At 72.5% G+C, this 24579-nt stretch carries 19 protein-coding genes; 8 read left to right on the plus strand and 11 right to left on the minus strand.

Annotation, left to right across the window (positions count from 1 at the left end):
• Nucleotides 1-116 precede the first annotated feature (116 nt).
• On the plus strand, nt 117-3419 hold the full coding sequence (locus IA22_RS0103620; protein ID WP_030122716.1) for an ATP-binding protein: 3303 nt from the start codon (nt 117-119) through the stop codon (nt 3417-3419).
• A gap of 4 nt (nt 3420-3423) precedes the next feature.
• Here the strand turns inward: IA22_RS0103620 and IA22_RS0103625 are convergent, their stop codons facing one another.
• From IA22_RS0103625 to panB, 3 genes are all read right to left on the minus strand, one after another.
• Entirely contained in the window at nt 3424-4281 is an 858-nt protein-coding gene (locus IA22_RS0103625; RefSeq protein WP_014156589.1) for an ABC transporter permease, read from the minus strand.
• Complete coding sequence (locus tag IA22_RS0103630) at nt 4278-5297, minus strand: ATP-binding cassette domain-containing protein (protein ID WP_014156590.1); 1020 nt, start codon at nt 5295-5297, stop codon at nt 4278-4280. The genes IA22_RS0103625 and IA22_RS0103630 overlap by 4 nt, the downstream gene beginning before the upstream one ends.
• Before the next feature lie 156 nt (nt 5298-5453).
• The gene (panB, locus tag IA22_RS0103635) at nt 5454-6341 is read right to left on the minus strand and encodes a 3-methyl-2-oxobutanoate hydroxymethyltransferase (protein ID WP_014156591.1); all 888 of its coding nucleotides are present in this window, start codon (nt 6339-6341) and stop codon (nt 5454-5456) included.
• Between the two features lie 184 nt (nt 6342-6525).
• Here panB and IA22_RS0103640 point away from each other — a divergent pair, with 184 nt between their 5' ends.
• The 5 genes from IA22_RS0103640 (at nt 6526) to IA22_RS0103665 (ending at nt 13059) form a co-directional block, all read left to right on the plus strand.
• Nucleotides 6526-8133, plus strand: a complete 1608-nt coding sequence (locus IA22_RS0103640) for an MFS transporter (RefSeq protein WP_015576937.1) — start codon at nt 6526-6528, stop codon at nt 8131-8133.
• Nucleotides 8133-8942 carry a TetR/AcrR family transcriptional regulator gene (locus IA22_RS0103645; protein ID WP_030122717.1) on the plus strand — a complete coding sequence of 270 codons (810 nt, stop codon included), beginning with the start codon at nt 8133-8135 and terminating at the stop codon, nt 8940-8942. Before IA22_RS0103640 ends, IA22_RS0103645 begins: the two co-directional genes overlap by 1 nt.
• Before the next feature lie 239 nt (nt 8943-9181).
• Nucleotides 9182-10132: an endonuclease/exonuclease/phosphatase family protein gene (locus tag IA22_RS0103650; RefSeq protein ID WP_063828342.1), complete on the plus strand. Its 951-nt coding sequence runs from the start codon at nt 9182-9184 to the stop codon at nt 10130-10132.
• Between the two features lie 338 nt (nt 10133-10470).
• Nucleotides 10471-11658, plus strand: coding sequence for a Cmx/CmrA family chloramphenicol efflux MFS transporter (locus IA22_RS0103660; protein ID WP_030122719.1), 1188 nt, complete (start codon nt 10471-10473; stop codon nt 11656-11658).
• Between the two features lie 177 nt (nt 11659-11835).
• Nucleotides 11836-13059 carry an MFS transporter gene (locus IA22_RS0103665; RefSeq protein WP_015576933.1) on the plus strand — a complete coding sequence of 408 codons (1224 nt, stop codon included), beginning with the start codon at nt 11836-11838 and terminating at the stop codon, nt 13057-13059.
• 79 nt (nt 13060-13138) lie between these two features.
• On the opposite strand, the gene IA22_RS0103670 is transcribed toward IA22_RS0103665, so the two are convergent.
• The 7 genes from IA22_RS0103670 to IA22_RS0103700 all read right to left on the minus strand — a co-directional run bounded on the left by IA22_RS0103670 (nt 13139) and on the right by IA22_RS0103700 (nt 20487).
• Complete coding sequence (locus IA22_RS0103670) at nt 13139-14215, minus strand: CU044_5270 family protein (RefSeq protein WP_030122720.1); 1077 nt, start codon at nt 14213-14215, stop codon at nt 13139-13141.
• The gene (locus IA22_RS0103675) at nt 14212-14880 is read right to left on the minus strand and encodes an RNA polymerase sigma factor (protein ID WP_030122721.1); all 669 of its coding nucleotides are present in this window, start codon (nt 14878-14880) and stop codon (nt 14212-14214) included. Before IA22_RS0103675 ends, IA22_RS0103670 begins: the two co-directional genes overlap by 4 nt.
• A 149-nt stretch (nt 14881-15029) precedes the next feature.
• A complete protein-coding gene (locus IA22_RS0103680) occupies nt 15030-16790 on the minus strand; it encodes an NAD+ synthase (RefSeq protein ID WP_014156599.1) in 1761 nt (586 codons plus the stop codon).
• A 92-nt stretch (nt 16791-16882) separates the two neighbouring features.
• Nucleotides 16883-18460 carry a multicopper oxidase family protein gene (locus tag IA22_RS0103685; RefSeq protein WP_030122722.1) on the minus strand — a complete coding sequence of 526 codons (1578 nt, stop codon included), beginning with the start codon at nt 18458-18460 and terminating at the stop codon, nt 16883-16885.
• A gap of 127 nt (nt 18461-18587) precedes the next feature.
• On the minus strand, nt 18588-19013 hold the full coding sequence (locus IA22_RS0103690) for a CBS domain-containing protein (protein WP_014156601.1): 426 nt from the start codon (nt 19011-19013) through the stop codon (nt 18588-18590).
• A gap of 125 nt (nt 19014-19138) precedes the next feature.
• Nucleotides 19139-19816 carry a DUF305 domain-containing protein gene (locus IA22_RS0103695; RefSeq protein ID WP_014156602.1) on the minus strand — a complete coding sequence of 226 codons (678 nt, stop codon included), beginning with the start codon at nt 19814-19816 and terminating at the stop codon, nt 19139-19141.
• Nucleotides 19813-20487 carry a DUF3105 domain-containing protein gene (locus IA22_RS0103700; protein WP_030122723.1) on the minus strand — a complete coding sequence of 225 codons (675 nt, stop codon included), beginning with the start codon at nt 20485-20487 and terminating at the stop codon, nt 19813-19815. Before IA22_RS0103700 ends, IA22_RS0103695 begins: the two co-directional genes overlap by 4 nt.
• A 246-nt stretch (nt 20488-20733) precedes the next feature.
• Between IA22_RS0103700 and glnA the strand changes: the two genes are divergently transcribed.
• Nucleotides 20734-22095, plus strand: a complete 1362-nt coding sequence (gene glnA, locus IA22_RS0103705) for a type I glutamate--ammonia ligase (RefSeq protein ID WP_014156604.1) — start codon at nt 20734-20736, stop codon at nt 22093-22095.
• 146 nt (nt 22096-22241) lie between these two features.
• On the opposite strand, the gene IA22_RS0103710 is transcribed toward glnA, so the two are convergent.
• Entirely contained in the window at nt 22242-23495 is a 1254-nt protein-coding gene (locus tag IA22_RS0103710) for an MFS transporter (RefSeq protein WP_030122724.1), read from the minus strand.
• Between the two features lie 292 nt (nt 23496-23787).
• Here IA22_RS0103710 and IA22_RS0103720 point away from each other — a divergent pair, with 292 nt between their 5' ends.
• On the plus strand, nt 23788-24531 hold the full coding sequence (locus IA22_RS0103720) for a metallophosphoesterase (protein ID WP_030122725.1): 744 nt from the start codon (nt 23788-23790) through the stop codon (nt 24529-24531).
• Nucleotides 24532-24579 lie beyond the last annotated feature (48 nt).

The following is a 24579-nucleotide window of genomic DNA, read 5'->3' on the forward strand; positions in this document are numbered from 1 at the left end:
CCGGTGGCTTACTGAACGGCGACGTGAGCCCCCGAGCGTACGGGTGACAGGGCGGGAACGTCTCACCGGCGGGTGGTAGTTCCCCGCGGGACGGGGAGGTCGCGGACAATGGGCCCGTGCACTACGGCATCCTCGGTACCACCCGCGTCCTCCGCCCCGACGGCACGGCCGTCGCCCTCGGCGGGGCGCGGCTGCGCGCCCTGCTCACCGTGCTCGCCCTGAGCCCGGGGCGCGCGGTCCCGGCCGGGGTGCTCATCGACGAGGTGTGGGACGGCGACCCGCCCGCCGACGCCGCCGGAGCCCTTCAGGCACTCGTCGGCCGCCTCAGGCGCGCCGTGGGCCGGGACGCGGTCGAATCCGTCACCGGCGGCTACCGTCTCGCCGCCGACCCGGACGCCGTCGACCTGCACCGCTTCGAGCGGCTCACGGGGGAGGGCGCCAGGGCGCTGGGGAACGGCGACGCGCCGAAGGCGGCCACGATCCTCGACGAGGCACTCGCCCTCTGGCGCGGACCCGCCCTCGCCGACCTGCCGGACCGCGCCGTGGCGGCGGCCCGCTGGGAGGCCAGAAGGATCGACGCCCGGCGTACCCGGATCGCGGCCCTCCTCGCACAGGACCGTGCCGACGACGCCCTGCCCGAACTCACCGGGCTCTGCGCCGACCACCCCCTCGACGAACCGCTGCAGGCCCTCCGCGTCCGGGCGCTGCGGGACGCCGGACGCACCGCGCAGGCCCTCGCCGCCTACGACGAGGTGCGCACCCTGCTCGCCGACCGGCTCGGCACCGACCCGGGACCCGCCCTGCGTGCCCTGCACGAAGGGCTGCTGCACCAGAGCGCGCCCGCCCCGGCCCCCGTACCCGTGCCCGTCGCCGCCCGGCAGGGCAACCTGCGGGCCAGGCTCACCAGCTTCGTGGGACGTGAGTCGGACCTCGCCGACCTCGGCGAGGAACTGCCCGGGGCACGGCTGATCACCCTCCTCGGCCCCGGCGGCGCGGGCAAGACCAGGCTGTCCCAGGAGGCGGCCGAGCGGGTCTCCGACGCCTGGCCCGACGGGGTGTGGCTGGCCGAACTCGCCCCGGTCGACGACCCGGAAGCGGTGCCGGAGGCCGTCCTCACCGCGCTCGGCGGACGCGAGACCGTGATGCGCGGGGCCGGCGCGGAGGAACTCCGGGCGGCCGAGCGGGGCGCGGGTGAACCGCTCGCCCGGCTCACCGAACACTGCTCCGGGCGCCGCATGCTGCTGCTCCTGGACAACTGCGAACACCTCGTCGAGGCGGCCGCGGCTCTCGCCGACCACCTGCTGGCCCGCTGCCCCGGGCTCACCGTCCTCGCGACCAGCCGTGAACCCCTCGGCGTACCGGGGGAGTTCGTCCGGCCGGTCGACCCGCTGCCCGACCCGACGGCGCTGCGGCTGCTCGCCGACCGGGGCGCCGCGGCGCTGCCCGGCTTCCGGGTCGACGCGGACGAGGAGACGGCGGCGGCCTGTGCCGAGATCTGCCGGCGCCTGGACGGGCTCCCGCTGGCGATCGAACTCGCCGCGGCCCGGCTGCGCATGCTCACCCCCCGTCAGATCGCCGACCGCCTCGACGACCGTTTCCGCCTCCTGACCAGCGGCAGCCGCACCGTGCTTCCGCGGCAGCAGACCCTGCGCGCGGTCGTCGACTGGTCCTGGGACCTCCTGGACGAGGACGAACGCACCGCTCTGCGCAGGCTGTCCGTCTTCTCGGGCGGCTGCACCCTCGCCGCCGCCGAGGCGATCTGCGCGGACCTGCCGGGCGGCGCGTACGACGTGGCCGCCGCGCTCGGCTCGCTCGTCGACAAGTCCCTCGTCGTCGCCGCCCCCGGCGCCGACGGCGGGATGCGCTACCGCCTGCTGGAGACGGTCGGCGAGTACGCCTCCGAACGGCTCGACGAGGCGGGGGAGCGGGACTCCGTGGCGCGGCAGCACCTCACGTTCTACCGGGAGCTGGCCCGCACCACCGACCCCGAACTCCGCGGTGCCGGACAGCTCGCCGCCCTCGACCTGTTCCAGCGGGAGTACGAGAACCTGCGCAGCGCCCTCCGGCACGCCGTCGCCGCCCGCGACGAGCAGGAGGCGCTCAGCATGGTGCTCTCGCTCGCCTGGTACTGGCAGATGCGCGATCTGCGCGGCGACGCCCTGCAGTGGTCCGAAGCCGCCGCGGCGCTCGGCCCGGATCCGTTCGCCCCGCCCGCCGCTCCCGCGCCCTCGCTCGTCGAACGCTGCACCGACGCACCGCCTCCGATGGGCCCCGAACTGCTCCAGGAGGCGCGGCGCCAGGTGGCGCTGGTCCGGATGGCGAGCCTGGACCACGCGATGGACGTCTGGGCGAACGAGGCCGGCATGGCGCGCCTGCGGACCATAGCCGCCACCTACCGCGCCGGTCAGCCGCAGACCTGCCGCAGCCCCGGCTCGCTCTGGCTCTTCGCCGTCGTGCTCACCGGGGAGACCACGGACCTGCGGGGACTGCTGGACGAGTCGGTCCGCGCCGCACGGGACCTCGGGCAGGAGTGGGATCTGGCGGCCGCGCTCCAGATGCGCGCCAACGTCCTGGCCAACCGGCCGGACTGGGCTGCCGCCGCCCTCGCCGACTCCGACGAGAGCCTGGAGATCGTCCGGCGCCTCGGCGACGACTGGGGTACGGCCGAGGCACTCTCCGCACGCGGCGAGGCCAGCGAGAAGAGGGGCGACCACGGCCGGGCGGCCGAGGACTACCACGCCGCGATCGGCTACGCGGAGAAGCTCGGCGCCCGGGCCCAGGTCCTGGTCCTCCGTACCCGGTACGCCTCGGCGCTGATCGAGCTGGGCCGTGGCGCGGAGGGCGAGGCGATCCTCCGGGAGGTGCTGGTCGAGGGACGGCATGTCGGGCACGAGGGCACGGCGTTCGCCCGGTTCTTCCTCGCCATGTGGCTGGGCTCGTCCGGCCGTACCGTCGAGGCGCGCGAGCAGCTCGGAGTGCTGCACGACGACTTCAGGTCCGCCTCCATCGGTGTCTTCGAGGCGTTCGTGCTGGGCGGGATGGCATGGCTGGACAACCAGGAGGGGCTGTACGCGGACGCCCTGGCCCGGGGCCGCGAGGCGCTGGCGCAGGCCGACGACCGGTTGTCGCAGATGGTGGCGCCGCAGATGCACCTGCTCCACCTGGTGACCGTGGCACGGGCGCTCGGCGGACTCGGCGGGGAGCACCGGGCCGCCCTGGCGGCGCGGCTGCTGGCCGCCGGACAGGCGCTGCTGCCGGACGGGCACGTGCCGACGTCGACGGAGCGGGCCAACTTCGCCGCGGCCGAGGAGCTCGCCCGCGGGGTGCTCGGTGACGCCGCCTACGAGACGGCGTACGCCGAGGGCGCCGGCCTCTCCCAGGAGGAGGCCACCGCCCTCGTCGAAGCGCACCGGGAGTGACCCGTCAGGACTTCTTGCGGAACCGGGACACCGCGAGCGGGGCCGTCACCGCGGTGATGACCACGGTCCAGCCGAGCGTCACCCAGACCGAGTGGGCGAGCGGACCGCCCATCATCAGGGCGCGGGCCGCGTCCGCCAGGTTGGACAGCGGGTTGTAGTCGGTGAACGTCCGGAGCCAGCCGGGCATGGTCTGCGTGGGGGCGAAGATCGACGAACCGAACTGGAGCGGCATCAGCACGAGCATCCCCGTCCCCTGGACGGCCTGGGCCGTCTTCATGGTCAGTCCGAGCAGGATGAAGATCCACATGATGGCGGCGCCGAACGCGGCCGACAGGGCGATGGCCCCGACGAGCCCGAGCACCGACTCCTGGAGTTCCATGCCGAGCGCGAAGCCCATGCCCAGCAGGATCAGCGTGGCGACCATCATCCGGCCGAGCTCCACCACGATCTTGGCGATGAGCACCGAGGAGCGGGCGATCGGCATCGTGCGGAACCGGTCCATGACCCCCTTGCGGAAGTCGTCGTTGACACCGGAACCGACCGCCATGGCGATGTTCATGCCCATCATCGCCATCAGACCGGGGATCAGGTAGTTGAGGTAGTCCTGCCGGTCCCCTCCCATGCTGCCGCCCACCGAGCCGCCGAAGACGTACACGAACAGCAGCGTGAAGACGATCGGCATCAGGAGCGCGTCGAACATCGACTCCGGATCCTTCTTGATCTGGAGCAGGTTGCGCCGCACCAGGGCCCCGATGTGGCGCAGGTTGCCGCGCAGACCGATCCGGCCCTCGTCGTGGAGCACCGCGGCCGGTGCGGACGTGCCGGTGCCGGTGGGGGTGGGCGTCAGAGTCGTCGTGCTCATGCCGCGACCTCCTGGGGGATCGTCTCGGTGTGGGTGGCCTTGTCGCCCGTGATGGCCAGGAAGACCTCGTCCAGGCTGGGCAGAGCGGTGGCCACGTGGGCCAGGGAGAAGCCCCGGGTGCCGAGCAGCCCGATCACGGCGGTCAGCTGCGCGTCGCTGAGGATCGGGACGTGGAGCAGCCCCTCGTCCGGGACCGCCTGGGCGCCGGCGACGCCGTCGAGACCGGCCTCCCGCAGCGCCTGGGCCATCGCGGCCAGCTCGGCCGGGTCGGAGGGCCGGATCTGCAGGGTGCGGCCGCCGACCTTCGCCTTGAGCTCGTCGACCCCGCCCCGGGCGATGATCCTGCCCTGGTCGATGACGGTGAGCTCACTGGCGAGCTGCTCGGCCTCCTCCATGTACTGGGTGGTGAGGAGCACGGTCGCCCCCTCCGCGACCATCCGCTGCACCTCGTCCCAGACCTCGTTGCGGGTCCGCGGGTCGAGGCCCGTCGTCGGCTCGTCCAGGTAGAGGACGGCCGGGCTGCCGATCATGGAGGCGGCCAGGTCCAGGCGCCGGCGCATACCGCCGGAGTAGTCCATGGCGGCCTTCCTCGCCGCCGGGGTGAGCGAGAAGCGCTCCAGCAGCTCGTCGGCGCGGGACCGTGCCTTCCTGCGCGGCAGGTCGAGCAGCCGCCCGATCATGTAGAGGTTCTCCCAGCCGGAGAGCTTCTCGTCGACCGAGGCGTACTGCCCGGTGAGGCCTATGGTGCGGCGCAGCTGCCGGGGCTGCTTCACCACGTCCCAGCCCGCCACGACCGCGTGCCCGGCGTCGGGCACGATCAGGGTGGACAGGCAGCGTACGAGGGTGGTCTTCCCGGCTCCGTTGGGTCCCAGCACGCCGAGGACGGTGCCCTCGCGCACGTCGAGGTCCACCCCGTCCAGCGCCTTGGTCCCGCCGTAGTGCTTGACCAGCCCCCGTACCTCGACGGCGTTCACGCCGCCCTTGAGGTCGTTGTCGTTTCGCGTCATGGACACCATCGGACCAGCCGCCACCGACAAGTCACCGACATGTCGCCGACAGGGGAGCCGACAGCGCGCCGACAGGGAGGCGGACGGGGTGCCGACGGAAGGCGACAGCCCGCCGATGGGGGAAGTCGGCGGGCTGTCGGTGGTGCGGCAGTGGTCGTGTGGGCGTCAGTGGAAGGTGTGCTCCGCCGCCGGGAAGGTGCCGCCGACGACCTCTTCGGCGTACTCCCTCGCGGCGTCGGCCATCACCTGACGCAGGTTCGCGTACTGCTTGGTGAAGCGCGGGACCTTGCCGCCGGTCAGACCGACCATGTCGGTGTAGACCAGCACCTGCGCGTCCGTGTCGGGCCCGGCGCCGATGCCGACGGTCGGGATGTGCAGGGTGCGGGTGACCTCGGCCGCCAGCTCGGCCGGCACGAGCTCGAGGACGACGGCGAACGCGCCCGCGTCCTGGACCGCCTTCGCGTCGCGGAGCAGCTGCTGGGCGGCCTCCTCGCCGCGGCCCTGGACCCGGTAGCCCATCGCGTTGACGGACTGCGGGGTCAGGCCGATGTGTCCCATGACCGGGATCCCGGCCTCGACCAGAAGCCGGATCTGCTCGTGGGAGCGCTCGCCGCCCTCCAGCTTGACCGCGCCGACACCGGCGTCCTTGATCAGCCGGGTGGCGTTGCGCAGCGCCTGGACCGGGCCTTCCTGGTACGCCCCGAAGGGCAGGTCGGCCACGATGAGGGCGCGCTTGGTGCCGCGTACGACGGCGGCCGAGAGGACGGCCATCTCGTCCATGGTGACGGGCACCGTGGTCTCGTAGCCGAGGTGGCAGTTGCCCATGGAGTCGCCGACGAGCATGACCGGGATGCCGGCCTCGTCGAAGACGGACGCGGTCATCGCGTCGTAGGCGGTGAGCATGGGCCACTTCTCGCCGCGCTCGGTGGCGGCGGCGATGTCGTGGACGCTGATGCGGCGGGTGCTCGTGCCTCCGTACAGCGCCTTGCCGGCGCCGGGAGTCGGACCCGCGGGGGGTGTGGCGGACTGGGTCTGCGCAGCCTGAAGCGACATGGCCAACGGCTCCTTCGTCATCTCGAGGCGCCCTGACGGCGTCCCCGGATCCCTTCCATGGTGGCATCCCGGAACGGTTCCCGGGAAGTGGGCCCGCCGCGCCCGGTGAACGGTGCGCGGCAACCGGGTAAAGTCTTTACAATACGAGACGGTCTCGTATTGGAAGTGGACTAGGGTCGTCGCCATGTCCATACCGTCCGGCGCCCCCGTCGCCGCGCCCCGTGTCCCGGAGGCGGTCCACCGCCGCCGCTGGGCCATCCTCGGCGTCCTCATGTTCAGCCTGCTCATCGTCGTTCTGGACAACTCGATCCTGAACGTCGCGGTCAAGACGATCGCCAGCCCCGCGCCGACCGGTATCGGCGCCACCCAGAGCGAGCTGGAGTGGGCGATCAACTCCTACACGCTCGTCTTCGCCGGCCTGCTGTTCACGGCCGGCCTGCTGGGCGACCGCATCGGCCGCAAGAAGGTCCTGCTGGCCGGCATCCTCGTCTTCGGCATCGGGTCGGCCCTGGCCGCGCTCTCCTCGTCCCCCGGCGAACTCATCACCTGGCGCGCGCTGATGGGCTTCGGCGCGGCGTTCGTGATGCCCGCCACCCTCGCCGTCCTGATGAACGTCTTCGAGCGCGACGAGCAGCCCAAGGCCATCGGCATCTGGGCCGGCAGCGTCGGCCTCGGCATCGCGATCGGACCGATCACCGGGGGGCTGCTCCTGGAGCACTTCTGGTGGGGCTCGATCTTCCTGGTCAACGTGCCTGTGGTCGTCGTCGCGCTGATCGCCATGGCCGTACTCGTGCCCGACTCCAAGGACCCCGCCCCCGGCCGCGTCGACCCGTTCGGGGTCGTCCTGTCCATCATCGGCCTGGTCCTGCTGGTCTACGGCATCATCCGGGGCGGTGAGCTGGCGTCCTTCACCGACGTCACCGTCCTCGCACCGCTGATCGGCGGCCTGCTGGTCCTGACGGGCTTCGTCTGGCACGAGAAGCGCAGCAGCCACCCGTCCATCGACATCTCCTACTTCCGCAAGCCCGCCTTCTCCGCTGCCGTCGCCGCCATCGCGCTGGTCTTCTTCGCGTTGATGGGCGTCACGTTCTTCTCCGCCTTCTACCTCCAGAGCGTGCGCGGTTACACGGCGCTGGAGTCCGGGCTGCTGATCCTGCCGCTCGCCGCCGCGCAGATGATCTTCGCGCCGCGCGCCCGGCTGGTCGTCGACCGGTTCGGGGCCCGGGCGGTCTGCACCGTCGGCATGCTGCTCGTCGCCGTGGGCCTCGCCGCCTTCGCCCTGTTCGACGCGGACACCCCGCTGTGGGTGCTCTGCCTGGTCTTCTTCGTCCAGGGCACCGGCATGGCGCACATCATGCCGCCGGTGACCGTCGCGGTCATGCAGGCGCTGCCCCGCGAGCGGGCGGGCTCCGGCTCCGCGATCAACAACACGTTCCGCCAGGTCGGCGGGGCGCTCGGCATCGCCGTACTCGGCTCGGTCCTCTCCACGGTCTACCGGGGTGACATCGAGGGCCACCTCGACGGCGTCCCCGCCGCCGCCCGCGACGTCGCCGGCGAGTCCATCGAGGCGACCCTCGGTGTCGCCGAGAAGCTGGGCCCGGCGGGGAAGCCGCTGGTCGCCGCGGCGAACGACGCGTTCATCGGGGCCATGCACGTGACCGCGCTCGGTTCGGCCGCGGTCGCGCTGGTCGGTGCGGCCGTGGTGGCCCTCTTCCTGCCCGGCAGGCCGGCGGTGCGGGACGAGCGGGCCGAGGCGCCGCAGGACACCGGGGAACCGGTGCGCCAGTCCTGATGCGCCGCTCCGGCCGGGGGAAGTCGCTCCACCCCCGGCCGGTCGGCGAGAATCGAGAGGTACGGCTGCGCAGTGAGCGGCCGACGGCGCGGCGAGAGGCGGACCAGGTGCGGCAGGCGGCACAGAACCCGGTGCAGGACCCGGCCACGGGCCCCGCGGGGCCGTCCTGCCCTGACGGGGAGCCGCGTCGCGGCCGTCCCCGCAGCGCGGCCGTGGAGCGGGCCATCCTCGACGCCGTCGTCCAGCTCCTGGAGGCGGGGGAGACCCTGGACGGACTGTCCATCGAGCGGATCGCCCGTACGGCGGGTGTCGGCAAGGCCACGATCTACCGCCGCTGGAGCGGCAAGGAGGAGCTCTTCGTCGACGTACTGCGCGACATCGAGCCCCCCGACCCCACCGTCTCCGGGACCGCCGGCCTGGACGACCTGCGGGTGCTGCTGGAGTCCATGCGCACGCGCGGTCTCGCCCAGCGCTCCTCGGCCCTCCTGCACAACGTGTTCGTGCAGATGAAGAAGCACCCCCGGCTGTGGACGGAGTACCACAGCACCGTCATCGCGCCCCGCCGCGTCGCGATGGTGGCCGCCGTGCAGCGGGCGGTGGACGCGGGGGAACTGCGCGACGACCTCGACGTGGAGTTCATGGGCGACCTCTTCCTGGGCCCGATGCTCGTCCGCACCGTCCACCGTCCCGAGGCGTCGCTGCCGGAGGACCTCGCCGACCGCATCATCGGCACCCTCCTCCAGGGCCTCGCGCCACGCGGACGGAAACCGCAGGCCACAGCCGGGGAACCGACGGCTGCCCCCGCGTGACTGTTCTGTCACAAGCCTCACAACGGCCTCACGGACCGGAACCTGTGACGCCGCGCCGGTCGTCCTGATGGCAGAACGGCCGTCGTCGACGGCGAGAACGGCGTCACCCATCGCCTAGGGTCGGGAGGCGCGGTGATGTGTACGGCAAGGCAGTGAGGACGAGCGCAATGGTGCAGGCGTACAGGGCGGACACCGAGAACGCCGGTGCGGGTCCGCAGCCGGTCTCCCGTTTCCGGGCCATGCGCCGAAAACTGACCTCGGACCCGGGGATCTGGCGGCGCGGCATCCTTCTGGCGCTCTGCTCGGTCCTCCTGACCGTCGTGCTGGTCCTCCACTCGGACATCCCGAACACCATCGGCAACACGGGCAGCCTCATCGAGACGTTCCTGCCCTGGTTCGGCCTCTTCGTGCCGGTGCTGCTGATCCTCGGACTCCTACGGCGCTCCGCGACGGCGGTGATTGCCCTCGTCCTGCCGGTCGCCGTGTGGCTGAACCTCTTCGGCGGCCTGCTCTTCGCCGACAAGTCGGGTGCCGGCGGCGACCTCACCGTCGCCACGCACAACGTCAACGCGGGCAACCCCGACCCCGCGGGCACCGCCCGGCAGGTCGCCGGCTCCGGCGCGGACATCCTGGCCCTGCAGGAACTGCCGAGCGGCAAGGTGGAGGCGTACGAGGACGCCCTCGCCGACCGGTATCCGCACCACTCCGTGCAGGGCACCGTGGGACTGTGGAGCAAGTACCCGGTGACGGACTCCAGCCCTGTCGACATCAAGCTGGGCTGGACCCGCGCGATGAGCGCCACGGTCACCACCCCCCGGGGCCCGGTCAAGGTGTACGTCGCCCACCTCCCCTCCGTGCGGGTCAAGTTGAACGCGGGCTTCACCGCCAACCAGCGGGACGACAGCGCCGACGCCCTGGGCGAGGCGATCGCCGACGAACCCGTGGAGCGGGTCGTCCTGCTCGGCGACCTGAACGGCACGATGAACGACCGCTCGCTGAACGCGGTCACCGCTCAGATGCGCTCCACCCAGGGCGCGGCGGGCGACGGGTTCGGCTTCAGCTGGCCCGCGTCCTTCCCGATGGCGCGGATCGATCAGATCATGGTGCGCGGCGTCGAGCCCCGCGCCTCCTGGACCCTTCCCGCCACGGACAGCGACCACCTCCCGATCGCGGCCCGCGTGCAATGGTGAGCGCCTTCGCGCGATGCTGAGCGCCGTCCCGCCGACAGGAGGTACGCTCGCAGCCATGTCCAGCCCCGAGTCCGACAGAACCGGGCCGCCGGTTCGCCGGTGGCCGGTCACCGACGCCGGCAGCTCCTGACCCCTGCGGTCACCGGGCTCCCCCCGTCGCGCCGTCGTCCGCCGCCGGATCCTCCGCGGCGGTGCGGGCCGGCTCCACGTCCGTGACGGACACCGGGCGTTCCACCGCGTCGCCGTCCTCGCGATCCCACGCGTGAGGACGGGCGCGGCCCGCATCCCCTGCACACCGCTCGTTCCTCCGACGGTTCCGCACAAGGGGTTCCCTTCTCATGCCATTCGCTGTTCACGTGCTCGGGCTGGCCGTCTTCGCCCAGGGCACCTCGGAGTTCATGCTGTCCGGCCTGCTCTCGGGCATCGCCGGTGACCTGCACGTCCCGCTCGGCGCCGCCGGGCTGCTGACCTCGGCCTTCGCGGTCGGGATGGTGGTCGGTGCGCCGCTCACCGCCCTGGCCTGCCGCTCCTGGCCCCGGCGCGGGGCCCTGCTGTTCTTCCTCGGCGTCTTCGTCGCCGTCCACGTCGTCGGCGCGCTGACCCCCAGCTACGGCGTGCTGCTCGCCACCCGGGTCGTCGGGGCGCTGGCCAACGCGGGCTTCTGGGCGGTGGCCCTGGTCACCGCTCTGGCCCTGGCCGGCCCTCACCGGCGGGCGCGGGCCACCGCCGTGGTCGTCGGCGGGGTCACCCTCGCGTGCGTGGTGGGTGTTCCGGCGGGGGCCGCGCTCGGCGAACTGTGGGGCTGGCGCTCGGCGTTCTGGGCGGTGGCCCTCGTGTCCCTGCCGGCCGCGATCGCCCTGCTGGTGGCCGTGCCCGGCGGCACGCCCGACGACGTACCGACGGTGAGCGCCAGGAGTGAACTGCGTGCCCTGGCCCGGCCCCGGCTGCTGCTGACGCTGCTGGTCATGGCGTTCGTGCAGGGCGCGACCTTCTGCACGTTCTCCTATCTGGAACCGCTGGTCACCCGGGTGACCGGCCTCGGAGCGGGCTGGGTCCCCGTGGTGCTGGCACTGTTCGGCGTCGGCTCGTTCGCGGGTGTCACCCTGGCCGGACGCCTGGCCGACGCCCGTCCGGCCGCGGTCGTCGGCATCGGCATGACCGCGCTGGCCGCCGGCTGGGCGGCACTGGCGCTGACCGCCGCGCACCCGGCCGCGGCCCTCGCACTGGTGCTGCTCCAGGGGGCTCTCGCCTTCGGTACGGGAACGACGTTGATCACCCGGGTCTTCCGACTGGCCCCCGACGCACCGACCATGGCAGGGTCCTTCGCGACGGCCGCCTTCAACGTGGGTGCCGCGGCCGGACCGTGGCTGGGCGGTCTGGCCCTCGGCGCCGGCCTCGGCTTCCGAGCCCCGGTCTGGGTGAGCGCCCTGCTCATGTGCGCGGCGCTCGCGGCTGCCGGACTTCCGGCGCTGTCGTCGCGAGCCCTACCGGCGGCCCGCTCCGGTGCGGGCGCCCCCACCGAGTGACGCCCAGATCACACCCCGGCGCAACGGCATGTTCACGTCCGGGCATAAAACGTCTGAGAGACTTTGTTCCGACGGGATACATAACCCGTTCCGGCAATGACGCCGACGCTCCCGCACTCACACCACCGCCCCCGGATCCACACGGTCCGGGCGGCTCCTGCCCGAAAGGTTCTCCCCATGCCCCTGGCCCTGCTCGCCCTCGCTGTGAGCGCCTTCGGCATCGGCACCACCGAGTTCGTGATGATGGGCCTGCTGCCCAACGTCGCGGACGACCTGGGAACGTCCGTGCCCACCGCCGGTTACCTCGTCTCGGCGTACGCGATCGGCGTCGTCGTCGGCGCCCCGCTGCTCACCGGTCTCGGCTCCAGGATCCCGCGCAAGCGGATGCTCCTGCTGCTGATGGCCGTCTTCACCGTCGGCAACCTCGCCTCCGCCTTCGCTCCCGACTTCGGCTGGCTGCTGGCCGGACGCTTCCTGGCCGGGCTTCCGCACGGCGCGTTCTTCGGGGTCGGCGCCGTCGTCGCCGCGCGGCTCGTGCCGGACGGCCGCCAGGCACGCGCGGTCGCCACGATGTTCCTCGGGCTGACCGTGGCCAACATCGTCGGCGTACCGGCGGCCACCCTGCTGGGACAGCACCTCGGCTGGCGCGCCACGTTCATGGTCGTCGCGGTGATCGGGCTGGGCGCGATGGCCGCGCTCGCCCGGCTCGTACCGCAGATCCCCGTCGAGGCGCACCAGAACGTACGCCGTGAGCTGAGCGCGCTGGGCAACCGGCAGGTCATGCTCGGCCTGCTCACCGCCGTCCTCGGCTTCGCGGGTGTCTTCGCCGTCTACTCCTACCTCTCCTCCATGACGACCGAGGCGATGGGCTTCGGCGAGTCCTCGGTGACGCTCGTCCTGGCGCTCTTCGGCATCGGGATGACCCTCGGCGCGCTGGCGGCGGGACCGCTGACCGACCGGGCGCTGCGGCCCACCCTCTACGGCTCGCTGGGGGCCCTGGCCGTCGTCCTGGTGGTCTTCCCCTTCACGGTGCACGTCCACTGGGCGGCCCTGGTCATGGTGGTGCTGCTCGGCGGCATCGGCTTCATGACGACCACGCCGCTCCAGATGCTCGTGATGAACAAGGCGAAGGACGCCCCCACGCTGGCTTCCGCCTCCAACCACTCCGCCTTCAACCTGGCCAACGCGGGCGGCGCCTGGCTCGGCGGGGTCGCCATCGCGGCCGGCTGGGGCTGGACGTCCCCGGCCCTGGTCGGCGCGGTGCTGGCCGTGGCCGGACTCGCCGTGGCGGTCACGGCGGGCGTCATGGACCGGACCCCGGCCCCCTCGCGGGTCGTGGCCTCCGGAGCCCGGGCGGAGACTCGGGAGTACGCGGAGGCCCGCTCCTCCTCCGACGGCTGAACCGGACGGCTCCACGGCCTCCGCTCACGACGACGGGCCGGTGGGGGCGCGCGACGCGCGCCCCCACCGGCCCGTCCTCTCAGGTCGTCTTCGACGGCCTCTCGCGGAGGGCGTCGACGACCGCACGCTCCAGGACCGCCGACACGCCGATCAGGGTGCCCTTCCTGCCCATGGAGGTGTCCCTGATGAGGTAGGTCCGCTCGCCCCGGTACTCCAGGGTCGTCGAGTCGAAGATCCAGGTGGTGCGCCAGCCGGCCGCGGTGTCGTCGCGGGCCACGCCGATCCCGTGCCGGCCGGCCGCGTCCACCGCGTCGGGGTCCACCCTCACGCCGGGGATCCTCGCCGCGGCCCTGTAGAGGGCGGCCGCCGTCCTCGGGGGCATCACCGTCTCCCGCAGCAGCTCGCCGATGGCGTCGAAGGCGTCCCGCGCCTCGTCCCGGTCCTCGGCCGGGGTGTCGCGGGAGTCCTGGTCCCGGGTGATCTCGGCCGTCAGCCGCCGGAGCAGGACGTCGGGGTCGGTGGGCAGCGAGGCCAGCCAGGCGTACGTCGGGCGGTCGAGGCCCGCCGGGTGGCCGACGGGCTTCTCGCCGTCCGGGACGCCGACGACGAGCGGGATGTACGAGCCGTCCTGGTGGATCAGGCCCTCGTCGATCACCGGACCGGCCTTCTGCGTCATCCAGACCTCGCGCTCGCCGGGCTCGGCCAGCTTCACCGGACCGCCGAACTCGCCCTCGTTCCCGGACACCAGTGTCCTGACGTACACGAACTGGTCCCCGGTGACCGTCCGTTCGCCGCCCTTCCCGGCGGCCAGGGCGATCCGGTCGAGCAGCACGGCCGCGCCACGGGTACCGGTGGCCTTGGAGCCGGTGGCGGAGGCGGACGGTGCCGGAGCGCTGTCCTGGCCGGTCACGGCGAGGGTGGTCAGCAGCACCCCGCCCAGAGCCAGTCCGGCGGCGGGCAGCAGGACGGCGGGGCGCAGGAGGCGGGGGCGGGGGCGTGCGGTGGCGCGTTCGCCGTCCTGGTCGATCAGACGCATCAGGGTGTCCTTGTGATGGAGATGACGGCCCGGGGGCAGGTCCCGTTCGGCCGGTGCCGGCAACAGCAGGGCCAGTTCCTCGCGTTCGGCCTGCTCGGGGCCGGAGGTGCGGTCGTTCATCGGGTTTCCTCCTGGATGGGCAGGGCCACGAACGCGGCCCTGCTCCCTACCTCTCCGCGGCCGGTGCGGGGTTCCCTCGCGGTACGGGCCCCTTCTCCGGGCCCTACGTCCCGCGCCGGCCCGTCCCGCGTCCGGCCGAGTTCCTCGTCGGTGAGCCGCCGCAGCCGGTCACGGGCGCGGGACAGCCGCGACCGCACCGTGCCCACGGGGATGCCGAGGGCCTCGGCGGCCTCGGCGTAGTCGAGACCCGACCAGACGCAGAGGACCAGCACCTCGCGTTCCTGGCGGCGCAGCCCGCCCAGTGCCCGCCGGACCGCGGCGAGCCGCCGCGCGTCGTCCACGCGTCCCGCCGTGGCGTCCGCGATGTCCGCCACCGGTTCCGGGGCGCTGCGGCGGGACAGGAAGGCCAGGCGACGCCCCGTACCGCGGTTCGCGTTGCGCGCCCTGTTCGTGGCGATCCCGAACAGCCACGGCCGCAGCGAGCCGCCTTCCGGTTCGACGCCGCGACGGGTGCGCCAGGCGGCCAGAAAGGTCTCGGACATGACCTCCTCGGCCGTCGACCGGTCGCCCGTCAGCCGGAGGGCGTGGTTGTAGACCGCCCGCGCGTGCTCCTCGTAGAGCGCGGCGAACGCCTCGCGGTCGCCGGCCCTGATCCGTGCACGCATCCGATCCCGCTCTTCTTGTTCATCACAGCTCACACCACCTACCGCTCCGGACGGTCCGGGGGGTTCCGGTGACCTGTGCCACACCGCGGGCGGGCACACGGGACCGCCCGGGAGGCCGAGGCGTCCCGGGCGGTGTCCGTCCTGCCGAGTCAGTGCTCCGGGGACTCCCGCCACCGGTTGGTGATCGGCAGACGGCGGTCCTTGCCGAAGCCCTTGGGCGAGATCTTCGTGCCCGGCGGGTACTGCCGGCGCTTGTACTCCGCCGTGTCCACCATCCGCAGCGTCCTCGTCACCAGCGCGTCGTCGAACCCGGCCGCCACGATCGCGTCCCGGCCCTGGTCCCGGTCGACGTACAGCTCCAGGATGCGGTCCAGCACGTCGTAGTCCGGCAGCGAGTCCGTGTCCACCTGGTCCGGGCGCAGTTCGGCGCTCGGCGGCTTGGTGATGGACGCCTCCGGGATGGGCGGGGTCTGCCCGCGCTCCTCGGCGGCGCGGTTGCGCCACTTCGCGAGGCGGAAGACCGATGTCTTGTACACGTCCTTGATCGGCCCGTACGCGCCGACGGAGTCCCCGTACAGCGTGGAATAGCCCACCGCCAGCTCGGACTTGTTGCCCGGCGCGAGCACGATCTGGCCCTCCTGGTTGGAGACGGCCATCAGCATCGTGCCGCGCAGCCGCGACTGGAGGTTCTCCTCCGCCAGCCCGGTGAGCCCGAGCGAGTCCATGTACGCGTCGAACATCGGCTCGATCGGTACGGTGCGGAAGTTCAGCCCCGTCCGCCGGGCCAGCTCCGCCGCGTCGCCCTTGGAGTGGTCCGAGGAGTACTTCGACGGCATCGAGAGGCCGTACACGTTGTCGGCGCCCAGCGCGTCGCAGGCGATCACCGCGACCAAGGCCGAGTCGATACCGCCCGAGAGCCCGATCAGCACACTGCTGAAACCGTTCTTCGCGGCGTACGCGCGCAGACCCACGACCAGCGCCGAGTACAGCTCCTCGTCGTCGTCCAGCCGCTCGGCGTACCCGCCGGCCAGCTCGGGCTCGTAGGCCGGCAGCGGTTCCTCGCTCAGGACCACGTGGTCGATCCGCAGCCCGTCGGCGACGACACCGGACGGTGCCTCGGCGGAGGCGGCGGGCAGGTCGAGATCGAGGATCACGGTGCCCTCGGAGAACTGCGGTGCGCGGGCGATGACCTCGCCGTCCTTGCCGACCACGATGGAGTCCCCGTCGAAGACCAGCTCGTCCTGGCCGCCGGTCATCGCCAGGTAGGCCGTGGTGCAGCCGGCCTCCCGGGCCCGCCTGCGGACCAGCTCGAGCCGGGTGTCGTCCTTGTCGCGCTCGTACGGGGAGGCGTTGACCGACAGCAGCAGCCCCGCTCCGGCGGCGCGCGCGGCCGGGACGCGGCCGCCGTCCTGCCACAGGTCCTCGCAGATCGCGAGCGCCACGTCGATGCCGTGCACCCGCACGACCGGCATGGAGTCGCCCGGCACGAAGTACCGGAACTCGTCGAACACGCCGTAGTTGGGCAGGTGGTGCTTGGCGAAGTTCAGCGCGACCCGCCCGCGGTGCAGCACCGCGGCGGCGTTGCGCGGGGACCCCGCGGGCTGGCCGTAGCGGACCGCGGGGTGCTCCGAGCGGTCGAGGTAGCCGACGACGACCGGCAGTTCCCCGAAGCCCTCGTCGGCGAGGCGGACGGCGAGCGCGCGCAGCGCCCGCCGCGAGGCCTCGACGAAGGACGACCGCAGGGCCAGGTCCTCGACGGGATAGCCGGTCAGCACCATCTCGGGGAACGCCACCAGGTGGGCGCCCTGCTCGGCGGCGTGCCGGGTCCAGTGGAGGATCGACTCGGAGTTGCCGGCGAGGTCTCCGACCGTCGCGTCGATCTGATTGAGTGCGAGACGTAGTTGAGGCACGTGGCCAGTGTAATCGTCTGACTGACGCTATGTCCCGGCGTATCTCCGCCCGGAAGCGGCGGACCGCCCCCGGACGGCGGCACGCCGCCCGGTCAGCGCAGGTAGCCCAGGACCGTCATCATCCCGGCTTCGGCGTGGTAGACGTTGTGGCAGTGGAGCATCCACAGGCCGGGGTTGTCCGCGTCGAAGTCGACCGTCAGCGAGCGTCCGGGCAGGACCGCGGCGGTGTCCTTGCGGGCGCCGAGCGCCGTGCCGGCCATCGCGAACGTGTGGCCGTGCAGATGGATCGGATGCCACATCGCGGTGCGGTTGGTGAAGACCAGTCGCACGCGCTCCCCGGCCTTGACGGGATGCCGGACCGCCGGGTCGTAGGGCTTGCCGTCGAAGGCCCAGTCGTAGGCGTCCATGGAACCCGTGAGCGTCATGCGCACGGTCCGGTCGGGTGCGCGCTCCGGCAGTGCCACCGCCTCGTCCGGGGCCAGCCGGTCGGCCGTGACCAGCTCGCCGTCCAGCTCCGCGGGCCGCACCGTGGCAGGCGGGATCGCTCCCAGCCCCGTCCTCAGCACGGCCAGCGCCGACGCCTCCTTGCCCTCGGCGAGCGCCGTCAGCGGGAACACCCCGTCCCCCGCGGTCACCAGCACGTCGTACCGCTCACCCATCGCCAGCAGCAGGGTGTCGGTCTCGGTGTGCCGCACCGGGAAGCCGTCCGTGTGCGTCACCGTCATCCGGTGGCCCCCGAGCGCCAGCCGGAACGCCGTGTCGCCGCCGGCGTTGACGACGCGCAGCCGGATGCGGTCGCCGGGAGCCGCCTCGAAGACCGAAGGGTCGCTCGCCCTGCGGCCGTTGACCAGGTAGTGCGGATAGGCGACGTCGCCGGCGTGGCCGCCGAGCAGATCGCTGCTCGCGCCGACGAGGAGCCGCGAGGGGGCGTCGCCGTCGGCCGCGCGGCGGGCCGCCTGGTGGCCGGTGGCGTCATGGGCGGACCCCCGGCCCTCGGTGAGCTCGTCGAGGACCGCGTCGGGGGTGGAGCCGTCCACCCCGTCGAGCCAGTCGTCGAGGACGACGACCCACTCCTTGTCGTACGCGAGCGGTTCCTTCGGGTCCTCGACGATCAGCGGCGCGTACAGGCCCCGGTCGAGCTGCACGCCCGAGTGCGGGTGGATCCAGTAGGTCCCGGGGTGGCTGACCGCGAACCGGTAGGTGAAGTCGGCGCCCGCCTTCACCGCCTGCTGCGTCAGCGCCGGCACGCCGTCCATGTCGTTGCGCAGGGCGAGACCGTGCCAGTGCATCGTGGTGGCCTGCGGCAGGTTGTTGGCCAGGGCGAGTTCGAGGATCTCGCCCGCGGTGACCCGGATCGCCTCACCCGGCAGGCGGTCGCCGTAGGCCCAGCTGGGGACGGTGAGGCCGCCGCCCAGCTCCAGGCGCGAGGAGGTGGCGGTCAGCGAGACCTTCCGCACCGGGCCGGCACCCCGGCGGGCCTCGGCGTCCACCACCTCGGGACCGTCGGGCGTGACGTACTGGTCGGCGGCTCGCGCGGGGGAGGGGGCGGGCGTGCGGCGGGGAGCGGCGTGGGCCCGGGAGGGGGTGACGGCCTGCGAGGCGAGTCCCGCTGCTCCGGCCAGGGCGACACCCGCGCCGAGCACGGCGCGGCGAGTGTGCATTTCAGACATATTGCGCACCGTACCCCTGTCAGGTAGAGGGGTACGGCACCCGACACCCGACGGCCCGGTCCGGGGCACCACGGGTTCGTCCGTGCCACGGGCCGCCGTGCGCGGTGCCGGGCGGCGGGGGCGGCGGTCAGGCCCGGGAGTAGACCTTCTCCGCCCAGCCGGCGACCTGCTCGTCCGAGAGGTGGAGCGCCAGGTCGGCCTCGCTGATCATGCCGACCAGCTTCTTGTCCTCGATCACCGGGAGCCGGCGGATACGTCGGCTCTGCATCGTCTCCAGCACGGCGTCGACGTCCGCCGACGACTCGATCCAGCGCGGAGTGCCGTCGCAGAGCTCGCCCGCCGTCACCGTCGACGGGTCGTGCCCCGACGCCACGCACTTGGTCACGATGTCCCGGTCGGTGATGATCCCGACCATCCGGTCCTTCTCGCCGCCGGCGGAGACGGGCAGGGCGCCCACCGTGTGGTCACGCATCATCTGCGCGGCGCGGTCGAGCGTCTCGTGGGCGGGGATCCAGTGGGCCCCGGGGTGCATGATGTCCTTGGCCGTGGTCATGGGGTTGCCTCCTGCGTGCCGATGGGCACTGCTCGACGGTCCCCGAGTCCTTCCATCGTGCCGGGACCGCCCGGCGCACGCGAGTGCTGTCACTCGTCCGGGCGTACGCCGAGCCGGTTCCGTGTTCAGGGACGGGGTGCGGCCCCGCGCTCCGCGAGCATGTCGGCCATCAGGCCGAGCTCGGACCGCTGGGCCTCGACCATTCCCTGTGCCAGCCGCTTCTCCACGGGCACGGCGCACCGCTCGGCGCAGCCCCGGGCCATCGCGACGCCGCCCTCGTGGTGGTCGGTCATCAGCTGCAGGAAGAGGATCTCGGCCTGCTCGCCGCGGGCCGAGCGGAGCCGCGCCAGCTCGGCCCTGGTGGCCATACCGGGCATCAGGGCCCCGTCGTGGTCCATGCCCTTCATGTCCTGCATGTCGTGGCCGCTGTGGGCGTCCGGCATCCAGGACATCGGGCCCTGCCCGTCGGGCGCCGTCTTCGGCAGCTCCCACAGGTCGAGCCAGCCGAGCAGCATCCCGCGCTGGTTGGCCTGCGTCTGCGCGATGTCGTAGGCGAGACGCCGTACGTCCTCGTCGTCGGTCACGTCCCGCACGACGAAGGACATCTCCACGGCCTGCTGGTGGTGGACGGCCATGTCCCGCGCGAAGCCCGCGTCGGCCGAGTCCGCGGCGGGCGTGAGGGGCGCGGACGCCGCCCCGTCCCCCCGCGCGGAGGCGACCGTGGCCGCCCCCGCGAACAGCGCGGCCAAAGCCACCGCGGACCCCAGGGCCCACCGCGTACGACGGGTGAGCGAGGCGGTCACCCGTCGACCCCGCCGGTGCAGGGGGCGCCCGGCTCGGGCGTCTGCGCGCCCTGGACGTACTTCGCGAAGAACCGGGCCACCCGCGGGTCGTCCGCGCCGTCCACCGTGACCTGCTTGCCCCAGGCGCTGAGCATGATCGCCCCGGCCTGGCCCTCGTACGGGGACATCAGGGAGTACGGGGTGCTCCCGACGCGCGACGCCAGCGCGTCGACGTCCTTCGCGGAGGCCTTCGCGTTGTGCGTCACCCAGACCGCACCGTGCTCCAGGGCGTGCACGGCGTTGACGTTCGGGACGGCCTTCTCGTATACGACGCCGTCGCAGTTCAGCCAGGCCGGATTGTGGTTCCCGCCGACCGGCGGCTCCATGGGATACGTCACCTCCGTGGTGACGTGGTCACGGGTCAGCTTCTTCGCGTCCCACGACTTCTCGTCCGCGATCGGCTCGGTGGCGAGCTTCTTCTTCTCCTGCTCGGTCTGCTTGGCGTCCTGCGCCTGGCTCTCCTCCGTCTTCTCCTTCGCCTCGGACTTCTCCAGGAGCATGTACGAGCCGAAACCGAGCAGGCCGGCCACCACGACGGCGCTCAGGCCTATGGCGAGGACCTTGTTGCGGCGGTCGCGCGCACGGTCGGCGCTGCGCATCTGCTCTATGCGGGTCCTGCGGTCGAAGCTCATGAGGTCGGGTCCTTCTGCCAAGGGGTCGGGAGGGACGGGAGCGGAGCGTGGGGAACCTGGTCGTGGCGGGCCGTGGCGCGGAGGCTGCGACCCGTGCACACCATGGGCGCCGATCGTAGTGGGTGGCCGCGTGCTCTCTCTCACACCGTGTGCGTAATCTGGGTGAAATCCCGGGTCGTGATACTGAGGTGTCCCCCCTACCCCGGGCGGTGGTGCACGGACCGTCTGAACTGCAAGGATGTGGCTATGGACAAGCAGCAGGAATTCGTCCTCAGGACGCTTGAGGAGCGCGACATCCGCTTCGTACGGCTGTGGTTCACCGACGTTCTCGGTTACCTCAAGTCCGTCGCCGTGGCCCCCGCAGAGCTGGAGCAGGCGTTCGACGAGGGCATCGGCTTCGACGGCTCGGCGATCGAGGGCTTCGCCCGTGTATACGAATCGGACATGATCGCGAAGCCGGACCCCGGCACGTTCCAGATTCTTCCGTGGCGTGCGGAGGCCCCGGGGACGGCACGGATGTTCTGCGACATCCTGATGCCGGACGGTTCGCCCTCCTTCGCCGACCCGCGGTTCGTCCTCAAGCGCATCCTGGCGAAGACCTCCGACCTCGGCTTCACCTTCTACACCCACCCCGAGATCGAGTTCTTCCTGCTGAAGAACAAGCCGGTCGACGGCAGCCGCCCCACCCCGGCCGACAGCTCCGGCTACTTCGACCACACCCCGCAGAACGTCGGCATGGACTTCCGCCGCCAGGCGATCACCATGCTCGAATCGATGGGCATCTCGGTCGAGTTCAGCCACCACGAGGGCGCCCCCGGCCAGCAGGAGATCGACCTGCGCTACGCGGACGCGCTCTCCACGGCCGACAACATCATGACGTTCCGCCTCGTCATGAAGCAGGTCGCGCTGGAGCAGGGGGTGCAGGCCACCTTCATGCCGAAGCCGTTCTCGGAGTACCCGGGATCGGGCATGCACACCCACCTCTCCCTCTTCGAGGGCGACCGCAACGCCTTCTACGAGTCGGGCGCCGAGTACCAGCTCTCCAAGGTCGGCCGCTCCTTCATCGCGGGGCTGCTCAAGCACGCCGCGGAGATCTCCGCCGTGACCAACCAGTGGGTCAACTCGTACAAGCGCATCTGGGGCGGCTCCAGCCGCTCCGCGGGCGCCGGCGGCGAAGCCCCCTCGTACATCTGCTGGGGCCACAACAACCGCTCGGCCCTGATCCGCGTCCCGATGTACAAGCCCGGCAAGACCGGCTCGGCCCGCGTCGAGGTCCGCTCCATCGACTCCGGCGCCAACCCCTACCTGACGTACGCGGTACTGCTCGCCGCCGGTCTCAAGGGCATCGAGGAGGGCTACGAACTCCCGGCCGGAGCCGACGACGACGTCTGGGCCCTCTCCGACTCGGAGCGCCGCGCGATGGGCATCGAGCCGCTTCCGCAGAACCTGGGCGAGGCGATCTCGCTGATGGAGAAGAGCGAACTGGTCGCCGAGACGCTGGGCGAGCACGTCTTCGACTTCTTCCTGCGCAACAAGAAGCAGGAGTGGGAGGAGTACCGCAGCGAGGTCACGGCCTTCGAGCTGAAGAACCTGCTGCCGGTGCTGTAACGGCACGTCCGGTGGAGGGCCCGCGGCCACCGGCCGCGGGCCCTCCTGCCGTCCGGGCCGTCCCCGGGCCGTCCGGCGCGGGGCGGGTCCGGTACACGGCGTACCGTTCGTCGCCGTATCGGGGCCGGTCAGCCGCCCCGGGCCCGTCAGTCGCCCTGGGCCGTCCGGGTGACGTCCGGGGTGGCGTCGGGGGCGGCCGGCTGCGCCGGGTGCACCTCCGGCTGCGGGGTCCGGCGCGTGCCGATGGCCGGGGCCAGGAAGACCGCCACGGCGACGAAGGCGAGGACGAGGATCATGGCGGAGCGCAGCCCGTAGTGGTCGCCCAGGAAGCCGAGCCCGGGGGGCCCGACGAGGAACGCGATGTAGCCGATCATCGCCACCAGGCTGACGCGGGCGGCCGAGTCGGGACCCGAGTCGCCGGCCGCCGACAGGGCCACGGGGAATCCGAGCGACGCACCCAGGCCCCAGAACAGCACCGCGGCGCCCGCGAACACGGGCGAGTCGGCGAAGATGACGAGCGCGAGTCCGAGGGCGGCGGACAGGGCGCTGGCCCGCACCACGGGCACGCGGCCGAAGCGGTCGATGAAGAAGGCGCCGCAGAAGCGGCCGATCGTCATGGCGGCGGCGAAGCCCGCGTAGACGGCCGATCCGAGGGCGGGGTCCACGCCGTGGCCGTCGACCATGAGGAGGGGGAGCCAGTCGTTGGCGGCGCCCTCCGCCAGGGCCATGGCGAGGATGATGCCGCCGATCAGCAGCAGCTGCTTGTCCTTCCACACCGCGCTCCGCGCCGGTGCGGTGCCGCCGTCGGCCGGCCGGAGCCCCTTGGTCCTGCCGACCGCGGGAGGGATGGCGCGGAAGGCGTAGAGGAACATCCCGGCCGTGATCAGGGCCGTCGCCGCGAGGTGCCACTGCACCGGGAACTCGGTCGCGGTGAACAGGATGCCGACGGCGGCCCCCACCACCGTGCCGAGGCTGAAGAAGCCGTGCAGGGTGGGCAGTACGGTCCTGCCGATGAGCTGCTCGACCTCGGCCCCGTCGATGTTGACCGCGACCTCTCCACCGCCCATCCCGGCGCCGAAGAGGAACAGCCCCGCCGTGACGGTGGGGGCGGACTGCATCTGTGCCCCGAAGCCGATGACCACCATGCTGACGATGACCAGCGCCACCCCCAGGCCCATGACCGGCCTGGTGCCGAACCGTGCGACCAGAGCCCCTGAGACCAGGATGCCGAGCATCGAGCCGACGGAGAGGCCGAACAGGACGAGTCCCATCTGGGCCGTGGAAGCGCCCAGTTGATCCCTGATGTCGGGGGTCCGCGTCACCCACGAGGAGATCGACAGGCCGGGGATGAGGAAGAAGAGGAACAACGCCGTCCTGCGGCGACGGGTGGACAGGTCCATCAGGCACGTCTTTCACGAGAATGCGACGGGGCGGACGTCACCCCGGGGCTCAGCATGTACGAACGTACACTCATGGGTCGGGCAGCGGAAGTGCGTATCGCGGGACGTGGAACGGAGCAGGGCCGCCTGCCTCCGACACCGCCTGTGCCGTCCCGGCGGACCGTGCTCGCGCGTTCCGGTGCCGCCCAGCGGTCCGTGAAGGACGCGGCCGTCCGGGCCGGTTGACCGTGATGGCAGGCACACCCCGAGGTCGCCGGCGGATACCGTGGAGCAACCGTTGGAGGGGGACGGCATGACCGTGTTGCTCGCGCAGATCAGTGATCTGCATCTGGACGGCAGCGAGAGGGCGACCCGGCGCGCCGAGCGCGTCATGGACCACCTGCGGGCCCTGCCCCGCCCCGTCGACGCCGTGCTGGTCACCGGGGACATCGCGGACCACGGGGCGGAGGCGGAGTACGAGGAGGCGAGGCGGATCCTGGCCGCGCCGTTCCCGGTCCTGCCCTGCCCCGGGAACCACGACGCCCGGCCCGCCTACCGGACGGCGCTGCTGGGGGAGGAGCCCGGAACCGGACCGGTCAACCGGGTGCACCACATCGCGGGGGTCGCGATCCTGATGTGCGACTCCACCGTTCCGGGGCGTGACGAGGGCCGCCTCGACGAGGAGACCCTCGCCTGGATCGACACCACCCTCACGGAACTCCCCGGCGGCACACGGTCCCTGATCGCCTTTCACCAGCCGCCTGTCGAGCTCCACCACCCGCTGCCGGACTCCTGCATGCTGGAGCGTCCCGGCGATCTGGCGGCCCTGCTCGACGCGCATCCGGAGGTCGCCGCCGTCCTCACGGGACACGCCCACACCGCGGCGGCCTCCGCCTTCGCCAGACGCCCCCTGATCGTGGGGCCGGCGGTCACCTGGACGCTGCGGATGCCCTGGGAGGGCGACCACGCGGCCGACCGTGACCAGCCTCCCGGCCTCGCCTTCCACGTGCTGGACGACGACGGGCGGCTGACCACCCACTACCGGGTCGTGGTCTGAGGTCCGGGGCGAGGGGAAGCGGTCGTGCGCCGTCTCGGCCGGTGTCGG

It is taken from the genome of Kitasatospora papulosa, assembly GCF_000717245.1.
Lineage (GTDB): Bacteria > Actinomycetota > Actinomycetes > Streptomycetales > Streptomycetaceae > Streptomyces > Streptomyces papulosus.